This window comes from Carboxylicivirga mesophila (genome assembly GCF_018271975.1).
Classification (GTDB): domain Bacteria; phylum Bacteroidota; class Bacteroidia; order Bacteroidales; family Marinilabiliaceae; genus Carboxylicivirga; species Carboxylicivirga mesophila.
Window position 1 is genome coordinate 1 of record NZ_JAGUCN010000045.1, and the last position, 10,197, is coordinate 10,197.

Genomic DNA, 10,197 nt, shown 5'->3' on the forward strand with positions numbered 1-10,197 from the left:
AAAATTGAGAAAAATGATATGCCCGTTGTGAGTTTGATGGCTTAGAGGCTGAATGGGTGGGTGTTAAAGGGGGAGATTTTTTTTGAGAAAACTTGCATTGCGAATAATTCCTTTGGAATACGGGCCATTACTAAGTAAATAATTGCAATTTTAGCTTTCACAAACTAAACTGTTAAGAAATACATATTATGAATTTTAAGAAACTAATTAAGAATCTGGGGTTTCAAATACTGATTGCCATGCTACTTGGTACCGCATTGGGCATAGCTATGGGGCCTGAGGCCATAGTATTTGCGCCATTGGGTGATGTGTTTATCGGATTGATTAAGATGCTTGTGGTGCCATTGGTGGCTATCTCTATTATATCAGGTGCAGCATCGTTGGGGGCTACCAAATCGGCCGGTAAGATTGGCATCAGTACTATCGGCTACTTTTTAATTACTACTGTTGTGTCCGTAAGCCTTGGACTGATGCTAGGTGAAATCTTTACGCCAGGTAAAGGTCTTGACAAAGCAACCGTACTGGCCATGTTTCCGGCAGAAGAAGCACCTGTACATCAAACAGCTGATTTCTGGACGACGCTTCAATCCATCATTCCTGAGAATCCGATAGAATCGTTGGTTAGTGGCAATATTCTGCAGATAATCTTTTTCGGACTATTCCTCGGTATTGGCATCTCAACCCTGCCAAAGCAAAAGAAAGAACCTCTGATGAACGGCATGAACTACCTTATTGAGGCACTCATCTGGATGATTAAAGTGGTTATGTGGACAGCTCCGATAGGTGTATTTGGTTTAATGGCATCGTCTATCGGCTCCTTTGGCTTTGATTTACTAAAGATGGCACTTGACCTGATGTGGGTGAACCTGATTGGTGGTGCTATAATAATATTTGGTCTGTATCCGCTTACATTGAAATTGTTCTCAAAAGCCTCTATCCGTCAGTTTTTCGCTAAAATGACAAAAGCTCAGATTGTTGCCCTTTCTACCAGTTCATCGATGGCTACCTTACCAATTAATATGGAGGTTTGTGAGGAAGAGCTGGGTGTATCCAAGGCCACCACAGGCTTTGTATTGCCACTGGGCGCCACTATTAACATGACAGGTAGTGCCCTTTATTATGCCCTGGTAGCTGTTTTCTTCGCACAGTTGTTTGGCATAGAGTTAAGCCTGGCACAATACATTGCTATTATTATTACATCAACTGTTGGCTCAATCGGACAGGCAGGCGTGCCAGGCCCTTCACTACTGGTAGTAGCTGTATTGGTATCTGCCGAAATCCCAATAGCCGGTCTTCCATTGCTATATGCATTGGATCGTGTTTTTGACATGCTACGCACCGCCTTCAATATTACGGGAGATGCTGCTTGCGCCATTATTGTAGACCGCTTCAATAAATAACACCGAATACTATTCAAAATGCGCCTTTAGTTCGTTTCACTCTAAAGACACGATGAATATGGATCGGCATTATACCAGCGTATTGTAATATGTAAAGGTGTAATATCCAAGGCCTAAAACAGATCTGACAGTTATAAATATAAACGACGCGTTGATTAAGCTATATTGATAATCTTAATCAACGCGTTGTTCTATCTATTAAATAAGAAACAGCTACAGATAGCCCAAGTAAGGCGCATAACAGTATTTTTCAAACTCTTCTTTGAATGCTGCCAATTCACTTGCTGACATGTAGCCCGGGGATGACATTAATAGCAAATCAACCGGCTTACCATTTCTGCGCAGAGGCAATTGCTGATATGGGTAATGATTTAACTGAAAACCCAGCCGCTCATAGAATCCTATCCGCCTACGATTCATATCACCCACAGGCGGCTCTACCTCAAGCACCACCTTAACACCTGTATCTTTCAACAGTGCCTTAACAATTTGCTCTCCAATGCCTCTACCCCGCACAGATTCGTTCGTCGCCAGATGCTCAATATACACGAGTTCATGAAAGTTCCACCACATAATAAACCCCACCATCTCAGTACCTGCTTTAACTACATCGAAATGATAGCGCTCTTCAGATAGCAACTGGCATTGTAGCTCCAGCTCGCGTCTCTCCAAAATTGGAAAAGCCTGTTCATATAACGACCAGGCTTCAGAGAATAAAGGATCATCGCTATTACTTACGCGACAAAAGGCTATTTCCATCATTATATTGCATTAGTGCCCCAACAACTACTCGTGTTTGTTGCGGCAAGTTTCAATGGCGATGGTCAGCACCTGCTCCAGCACGGACCTATCGACATCGCTTAATTTATTAATGTATAAGCACCCTTTACCAGTTTTATATTTACCCAGCTTTTCAATAGTTCCCTGCAGGCCATCAAGTCCGCACATCAGGTAAATGGTAAGATTCTGCTTACGGGGCGAAAACCCAACAGTAAACCAGTCTCCCGAGCGACCGCTGGCATAGCGATACGTGTTTTTGCCAAAACCTATAATGGCATCGCCCCACATAACCGGCTGTTCACCCGTCAGCTTCTGCATCAGCTGAAGCAATGCAAAACTATCTTCACGCTTTTGCGGGTGCTCAATGCTATTCAGAAACGAATGTACATCGGCCGATGTTGGTTGTGTTTTGTTCTGAGCCATAACTACATTATTATCGTGAGCGAATCCAAATCATTCAATACGAAATATACGGCAGAAATGAAACGACACCAAAACTCAAGCTCATCTTAAAGACCAGCAGATACCAAAAAGGTTGCCACCAAAAAGATGACAACCCCGGTTTAAAGGTTTATTAGGCGTTACTTTATCATATCATCCGGATGTATCTCTTTGATGGAGTTCAGCTCACCGGTGGCTATATCAAATAACCAGCCATGCACAAACAATCGCTGACCTCTGCCCCATGCATCTTTTATGATTTCCATTGATGCAAGTCTGCCAACCTGTTTCATGACACTCAGTTCAGCCAGGCGATTAGCCTTATTTTCATCCCCCTCTATACCGTCTATTTCTTCAATATTATCGTTAAGCGTTTCTGTGATTTCCCCTATCCATTTATCTAAGTACTTATCATCTGTTCCTTCAAGAGCCGCCTTTACGCCTCCACAATTTGTATGTCCAGCCACAACTATATGCTTCACTCCTAAGGTATTTACCGCAAAACTAAGAGCTGCCATCAGACTGGCGTCCTCCTCGTGCACCAGGTTGGCCACATTGCGATGTACAAAGAACTGCCCCAATTGGCTTCGCGTAATCACCGTTGTGGCCATACGACTATCAGAACACCCAATCCAGAAATACTTTGGCGCCTGGCCTAACGACAGGTTTTTAAAATAGTCTTCATCCACATTTTTGATGGTTTGCGCCCATGCCCGATTAGCTAAAAATATTTGATCGTATGATTTCATAATTCTGTTTTTTAGTGTTTAAACATTAGGCCGCCTTTTTCCTGAACATTGGAAGAACAGCTGTTTCGCTTTGCATAAAGGTAACTTTAATCCCCTTTTGTTCAGCTGTTTCGCAAAAATCTTTGATGGTTGCCAATATATCGTTATCGATAAAGTCTACCTCTGTTCCATCAATCAACAAGTTGATGTTTTCCGGTAAATACTGCAATACTCTGCGCAACTGTGCCTTATTAAAGAAATACAGGTTGCGGGATATTTGTACCATGTAGTTATTACCCACATTTGACAAGGTAATACCCGAACGGAAATTGGAACGCAGAACAAATATGAATCCTACCACAATACCAAAGCTAATACCTTTTAATAAATCAGTCAGTAAAATAACAATGATGGTGGCAAAAAACGGAATGTACTGATTAGCTCCCTGTTTGATGGCACTCTTGTAGATGGATACTTTATTAAGCTTCAATCCTACATGAATGAGTACCGCTGCCAGTGCCGACAAAGGAATATAGTTCAGGTATGGTGCAAAAAACAGTACACTTAACAGTAGTAAGGCGCCATGAAACACTGCCGACAGTTTGCCTTTACCACCTGCATTGACATTGGCCGAACTACGCACAATAACGGCAGTCATGGGCAAACCACCAACCAAGCCGGCTAGCACATTGCCCCATCCCTGTGCTTTCAGCTCTTTGTTGGGTGATGAAATCCGTTTCTCCGGATCCAACTTATCACAAGCATCAAGACTGAGTAAGGACTCCAAACTACCAACAATAGCAATGGTAAATGCCACCACCCATACCTCAGGATTGGTAATGGCTCCAAACTCGGGGAAACGCAATTCATCAATCAAAGAACTAAAACCACTCATTTCGGGCAAAGACACCAGATGTGTTGATCCCAAAGCCATCACAGGCGCTGTTGCTTTAAACATTTCATTTAGGGCAACTCCTAAAACCACAACCACCAACGGACCTGGCACTAATTTAGTTATGGGATTATTTTTGATGGCTTTGGTATCCCACAAAAACAGTATACCCATTGATAGCACACTGATAATGACAGCCCCTGGCAGGATGCCGGCAATCATATAATATAATTCTGAAAAAGTATGATGACCGTAACGCTCATCAAAGGCAGCTGCATCAATCCCCTGGATATCGTAACCAAACGCATGTGGTATTTGCTTAAAAATAATCCCTAGGCCAATGGCCGTCAACATACCCGTAATTACCGATGTGGGAAAGAAGTGCCCGATAACACCGGCTCGCACATAACCCAATACCAGCTGAATGATACCCGAGATAAATACCGCCAGCAGAAAGGCCTCAAAAGAGCCTAAAGTAGCAATGGCAGAAAAGACAATAACGGTGAGCCCGGCTGCCGGTCCACTGACACTAAGCTTTGAATCAGATAAAAACCCAATGACAATACCGCCAATAATACCAGAGATGACCCCTGAGAAAAGGGGTGCGCCGGAAGCCAAAGCAATACCCAAACATAGTGGCAAAGCCACTAAATAAACTACCAATCCGGCCGGAATATCACTCCTGTACGTTTTAAAAAAATCTTTCATAGTTCCTTGTTTTCAATTCGGCTCTATGGAAAGCAAAACATGTGCCAGAAAATTAGTTTTTCTATTTTTTGTGATAGGTTTACTATTTTTAATGCTATTTCCGCTATGTCACCTTGTCCTATAACGACATTAAGAAGCTAAAATCAGCCGATGGCTCCACCTCGTAAGGTGCTTTGCCATACTGAAATACACGCAAAGACAATGCGCCTTTGTAGCCTATTTCACCATTTTTAACAACAAACATACATCCTTCGCGCAAACCGGCTACGGTTGTTTGCTGATTCACCTCTAAAAACTCCATAATACGCTCTTCGCGGGTTTCACCACCGTGACCTTCGGGGTTGGCATCGAGGTAGTGCGGATTAATCTGAAAAGGAATCAAATTCAATGCATCAAAGCCCAGCGGATCGATAATGGGCATGTCGTTGGTGGTTTTGATGGTTGGACAGGCCAGATTAGAACCGGCACTCCAGCCAATGTATTTTGTACCACCCAGTACCTTCTTACGAATAGGTTCAGTAAGTTGATTATCGTGCACCATACGCAGCAACTGCCAGGTGCTTCCCCCACCAACCACAATCGCATCGGCCTCTTCTACAGCCTTCACCGGGTCATCAAAATGATGAATGGAAACCACATCGTGCCCCACCTCGTTAAAACGGCTTTTTACTTTAGCCTCATAATCGTCAAACGACACCGTTACACCTGCATATGGAATAAACAAGCACTTGACTTTTTCTTTACCTAAGAAACCGGCAATATCATGTTTGGGGTAGTCCAGATAGGCCTCTCCGGCCATGGTTGAATTGGATATTAATAGTAAGTTCATAATATATGACTATTAGAGATTAGACTTTTAGATAATAGATTAAAAAAGATAGAGGGGGTTTTGTTTATATATATACAACAGATTTAAACAACAGACCTGACAGGTTTTTGAAACCTGTCAGGTCTAAATTCCCAGAAATTCATTTATTTCGGCTGAATTGATTTTTTCTTTATGGCAGCATTCAAAATCATACCCCCCACCAAACCACTTAATAACTTCATCTCTCTCAAACTTCGTTGATTTGCTACTAATACACGTCAAGTAACTACTCCACCCATATTCAAGCGGATGCTCACAGAAACCATGATGAACTGGGTTTTGATGAATATAAATGACCAGCTTTTTAAAATAGGCCGAATTATCAATTTGCTTTCTTTTAAACGGCCGTTCAAATAAAGCACCGTGTCTATTGTGAAATTTATTGAAGGCCTTCGAATAGGCATTAAAGAAGTTGGAGAAACATTGATGTGGAGCTCTGGCCTCAAAGTCCTGACCCCGAATTTGAACAAGCAAGTGGAAATGATTTGGCATTAACACCCAGGCGAATGTTTTGGCAATTGGCTCAATATGCTTCTCATAGAGATTTAAGAAATATTCATAATTCTCTTCTGATTCAAAGATATTACAGCTATTTATACCTCTGTTATAAATATGGTACAAATGATTTGTAATGAGGGGTTCGGGGTTTTTCATACTAATTAATAGACCCGACAGATTTTTGAAACCCGTCGGGTTTGGATAATATAATTTACAAAGCATTTATCGCCTCAACCGGATCCATGCGCGAAGCTTTCCAGGCGGGTATATAGCCCGATACCACACCAATAAAGGTGGAGATGCCGATACCCTTGAGCACATTGAGTAAGGTAAGAGCCATCTCAGAGCCGGTTATCAGACTAATGGATATGGCAATGCCAAAGACCAGCAGCAGTCCGGCCAAACCACCCAGCAGTGACAAGACAGTACTCTCAATGAGGAATTGCAGCAGCACAAAGCGACGCTTGGCACCCAGGGCTTTCTGTATACCAATAATACGGGTACGCTCTTTTACTGAAACAAACATGATATTGGCAATACCGAATCCTCCTACCAAAATAGAGAAACCGCCAATGAACCAGCCTGCCAAATCGATAAAATCAAAAAGGCTGTCGAAGTTTTTCTGCACCAGGCTGATGCGATTGAGGGCGAAATCATTATCGGCGCTGGGCTTGATGCGACGAATAGCGCGCATAACGCCGGTCAGCTCATCCACCATATCATCGGAGGTATAGCCCTCTTTAGCTTTCACCAGTATCATCGGATTCACCGATTCGCTGCGCAGGTTAAACAAAGTGCTGGCAAACTTAACCGGTATAATAATATTTTTATCGAGGGTATTGCCAAATATATCGGAGCCCTGACGCTGTATAACACCAATAACCAGCAGCTTACGCCCCATCATCTTCACCCGCTTACCAATGGGGTCAGCTCCCTGGAACAGCTCAGCGGCAATTTCGGCACCAATAATGGCCGATGCCATGCCACCGTTGGTTTCGTAGGGCGAAAAGTAGCGCCCCCTGGCAATTTCAAAGGACCAGATGGCGTCAAAATCATCGGACACGCCCATAACGGCCACGTTATCGTAGGAATTGTCTTCGTACTGCAGCATTTTTTGCGATGACATCACATAGGAGACGGCTTCGGCAATCTGCGAGCGACGCTTAATCTGCTCATAATCGTTAATGGAAGGCACCTGCCGGTTCATGTAGCGCCACCACGGATACTCCGATTCCCCTTCGGGAGGTGTCCAGGGCCATTTTTGAATATACACCACATTGTCGCCCAGCGACTCGATGCTGTCGCGCACCTGTTTCTCCAGGAAATCAATCAATGTAAAAACCGAAATAATGGAAAAGATGCCAATGGTAACACCCGAAAGCGTCAGGATGGTACGCAGTACGTTTGTTCGCAAGGCATTGATGGCGAACAGGAAGCTTTCTTTGAAAAATTTATAAACCAGTATCATGGGTTAGTTGTGTTTGGTTAGGCAAGATAAGATAAAAAGACGGAAGCACGAAGACGGAGTCTGGAATTAGTGCATGGTGCGCAGTGCATGGTGCACCAAAGTCCGGAGCACGAGAGTCCGAAGTCCGAGGTTAGTGCGCGGTGCACAGTGCCAGGTGCGCAAAGTCGGGACGCTGAGGCGCAAAGTTATTTATGTTCGCAGTCAGTGCGTATTAAATGTTGGCGGAGATGTAAATCGCCATCAGCTATAAGCTATCAGCCATTAGCATTTATTAGAAGTCCGGAGCACGAGAGTCCGAAGGCCGGGATTAGTGCGCAGTGCATGGTGCGCAAAAGGGATCGTATCTCTATTGACAGCTTTGTTATAAAGATGCGATCCGTGAACTTGACCGAAGACGGAAGGCCAAAGTTCGAAAACAGTGCATCGCCATCAGCCATTAGCTTTTACAACAGGCAGGTCTGAATTAATTCATCCTCTCGGGCTTATTGATGAAATACTTATGTGAATCAATAGTTAAAACTTGCTTAATATAAACCTTCAACCCATATCAGGGTTGTTTTCTCATCATTTTCATACCCCCGCGCTTCGCACGTGGCTATTATTGTTAATGTCCTACGGACATTTTTTTTATCCCGAAGGGATTACATTACAAACAGAACCCCGGAGTGGGTTCAACTATTGATTCGCATTACTTATCTTTAGCCAGAAACTCCCAAACCTCTATCAATGAAACGCAAAGACACCATCCTTCTACTCTTGTTGGTACTGACCAAATTTATCCTTCAGTATGCACTGATAGATGCTACTTACGACTTGCACCGCGATGAATTTCTTCACCTCGACCAGGCGAATCATCTGGCCTGGGGCTACCATTCGGTGCCACCGCTGACCTCCTGGCTATCGTGGGTGATTAAGCTATTGGGCAACGGCGTATTTTGGGTCAAGTTTTTTCCGGCTTTGTTTGGTGCATTGACGCTTGTAGTGGTTTGGCGCAGCATCGGCTACCTGGGTGGCGACTTGCGAGCGAAATTATTGGGAGGATTTGGCGTATTGTTTTCGGTGCTGTTACGACTAAATACATTGTACCAGCCCAACTCCTTTGACATTTTAAGCTGGACAGTGGTGTTTTACTGCCTCATCAGGTACCTGAAGGATGAACAGACAAGGTACCTGTATGCTTTGGCAGTGGCTTTGGCCCTGGGCTTTCTGAATAAATACAACATGGTGTTTTTAATGCTTGGCCTGCTGCCGGCCTTATTACTCAGCTCACAGCGTACCCTGTTTTTGCGAAGGGAATTATACCTGGCCGGCGGTTTAGCTTTAGTATTGGTCATGCCCAATCTCATCTGGCAATATCAGAATGGTTTCCCGGTGATACACCACATGAACGAACTGGCCGCTACCCAGCTGGTGAATGTTAAGCGCTTTACTTTTTTAAGCACACAGCCTTTGTTTTTTACAGGCTCCCTGTTTGTGATACTGGCCGGTTTGTGGGCTTTGTGGTTTTATCAGCCATTTAACAAACTCCGTTCCCTATTCTGGACCATAATTATTGTGCTGAGCCTGTATACCTGGCTGAAGGCCAAAGATTATTATGCCATTGGTTTATACCCTATCTATATTGCACTTGGCGCTGTATATGTAAGCAGCTGGCTGCGCCAGCGATGGGGACAGGTGGTGTATGTGCTGTTATTAGCATCGCCTGTTTTTTACTTTGCCTATACCTACGATGTGTTGTATCCCAACAAAACACCTGAATACATTGTGGCCAACCATAGCCGCTACCAGGAAATGGGTGTGTTACGCTGGGAGGATGGTAAAGACCATGAGCTGCCGCAAGACTTTGCAGATATGCTGGGGTGGCACGAGCTAGCCCAAAAGTTAGACCGTGTGTATGCCGGTTTAGATCACCCGGCCTCTACCCTTGTGCTTTGCGATAATTACGGACAGGCAGGCGCTGTTAACTTTTATGGCAGGGAGGGCATTCGTGCCGCATCCTTTAACGCCGATTACGTGAACTGGTTTGAGCTCGACCAGCCATACACCCAATTGATACGTGTGATTACTGCATCGGTTGTAGAAGAGGAGTTTAAGGAGACGGCGCAATACTTCAACGTGGCTTATGTGGCCGATTCCATTGCCAATCCTTACGCACGTGAGTTTGGCACATCCATCTGTGTTTTTCAGGGCACCGCTGCAGATATTAATGCGATCATTCAACAAGAGGTGGAAGAGCGGCAGCTAAGCCGGCAATGGTGAAGATGGTTTTAGAAAATAAAAAGAGGATGTCCGAAAATGAAGAGAGACACTTTTATACTAATAACCTGAGTTCGACATAAAATTACTGGCTCAAATCGCTTATAAATGTTTAGTTTCAAGGAATATTTGTGAAAGCATAGCGAGCTATGGTGAAC

The 10,197-nt window shown here is 43.9% G+C and carries 9 protein-coding genes; 2 read left to right on the top strand and 7 right to left on the bottom strand.

Annotation, left to right across the window (positions count from 1 at the left end; translation table 11 throughout):
* The first annotated feature begins 188 nt into the window (after positions 1–188).
* Entirely contained in the window at positions 189–1,400 is a 1,212-nt protein-coding gene (locus tag KEM09_RS21450) for a dicarboxylate/amino acid:cation symporter (protein WP_212231928.1), read from the top strand.
* Positions 1,401–1,613: 213 nt separating this feature from the next.
* On the opposite strand, the gene KEM09_RS21455 is transcribed toward KEM09_RS21450, so the two are convergent.
* The 7 genes from KEM09_RS21455 to KEM09_RS21485 form a co-directional block, all read right to left on the bottom strand.
* On the bottom strand, positions 1,614–2,162 hold the full coding sequence (locus KEM09_RS21455) for a GNAT family N-acetyltransferase (protein ID WP_212231930.1): 549 nt from the start codon (positions 2,160–2,162) through the stop codon (positions 1,614–1,616).
* Between the two features lie 24 nt (positions 2,163–2,186).
* On the bottom strand, positions 2,187–2,603 hold the full coding sequence (locus KEM09_RS21460) for a DUF1801 domain-containing protein (protein WP_212231932.1): 417 nt from the start codon (positions 2,601–2,603) through the stop codon (positions 2,187–2,189).
* A gap of 158 nt (positions 2,604–2,761) precedes the next feature.
* Positions 2,762–3,370 carry a carbonic anhydrase gene (locus tag KEM09_RS21465; RefSeq protein WP_212231933.1) on the bottom strand — a complete coding sequence of 203 codons (609 nt, stop codon included), beginning with the start codon at positions 3,368–3,370 and terminating at the stop codon, positions 2,762–2,764.
* A 25-nt stretch (positions 3,371–3,395) separates the two neighbouring features.
* Positions 3,396–4,949, bottom strand: a complete 1,554-nt coding sequence (locus tag KEM09_RS21470; protein WP_212231935.1) for a SulP family inorganic anion transporter — start codon at positions 4,947–4,949, stop codon at positions 3,396–3,398.
* A gap of 118 nt (positions 4,950–5,067) precedes the next feature.
* Positions 5,068–5,778 (bottom strand): dipeptidase PepE, encoded by a 711-nt coding sequence (gene pepE, locus KEM09_RS21475; RefSeq protein ID WP_212231937.1) that lies wholly within the window; start codon positions 5,776–5,778, stop codon positions 5,068–5,070.
* Between the two features lie 123 nt (positions 5,779–5,901).
* Positions 5,902–6,471, bottom strand: a complete 570-nt coding sequence (locus KEM09_RS21480; protein ID WP_212231939.1) for a transposase — start codon at positions 6,469–6,471, stop codon at positions 5,902–5,904.
* A gap of 55 nt (positions 6,472–6,526) precedes the next feature.
* Entirely contained in the window at positions 6,527–7,783 is a 1,257-nt protein-coding gene (locus tag KEM09_RS21485; protein WP_212231941.1) for an ABC transporter permease, read from the bottom strand.
* Between the two features lie 726 nt (positions 7,784–8,509).
* Here KEM09_RS21485 and KEM09_RS21490 point away from each other — a divergent pair.
* The gene (locus tag KEM09_RS21490) at positions 8,510–10,042 is read left to right on the top strand and encodes a glycosyltransferase family 39 protein (protein ID WP_212231943.1); all 1,533 of its coding nucleotides are present in this window, start codon (positions 8,510–8,512) and stop codon (positions 10,040–10,042) included.
* Positions 10,043–10,197: the final 155 nt, after the last annotated feature.

Bases quoted from the DNA above. Each gene is read 5' to 3' on its own strand.
- KEM09_RS21460 (WP_212231932.1), bottom strand. From the start codon at position 2,603: ATGGCTCAGAACAAAACACAACCAACATCGGCCGATGTACATTCGTTT.
- KEM09_RS21470 (WP_212231935.1), bottom strand. From the start codon at position 4,949: ATGAAAGATTTTTTTAAAACGTACAGGAGTGATATTCCGGCCGGATTG.
- KEM09_RS21490 (WP_212231943.1), top strand. From the start codon at position 8,510: ATGAAACGCAAAGACACCATCCTTCTACTCTTGTTGGTACTGACCAAA.
- KEM09_RS21455 (WP_212231930.1), bottom strand. From the start codon at position 2,162: ATGATGGAAATAGCCTTTTGTCGCGTAAGTAATAGCGATGATCCTTTA.
- pepE (WP_212231937.1), bottom strand. From the start codon at position 5,778: ATGAACTTACTATTAATATCCAATTCAACCATGGCCGGAGAGGCCTAT.
- KEM09_RS21480 (WP_212231939.1), bottom strand. From the start codon at position 6,471: ATGAAAAACCCCGAACCCCTCATTACAAATCATTTGTACCATATTTAT.
- KEM09_RS21485 (WP_212231941.1), bottom strand. From the start codon at position 7,783: ATGATACTGGTTTATAAATTTTTCAAAGAAAGCTTCCTGTTCGCCATC.
- KEM09_RS21450 (WP_212231928.1), top strand. From the start codon at position 189: ATGAATTTTAAGAAACTAATTAAGAATCTGGGGTTTCAAATACTGATT.
- KEM09_RS21465 (WP_212231933.1), bottom strand. From the start codon at position 3,370: ATGAAATCATACGATCAAATATTTTTAGCTAATCGGGCATGGGCGCAA.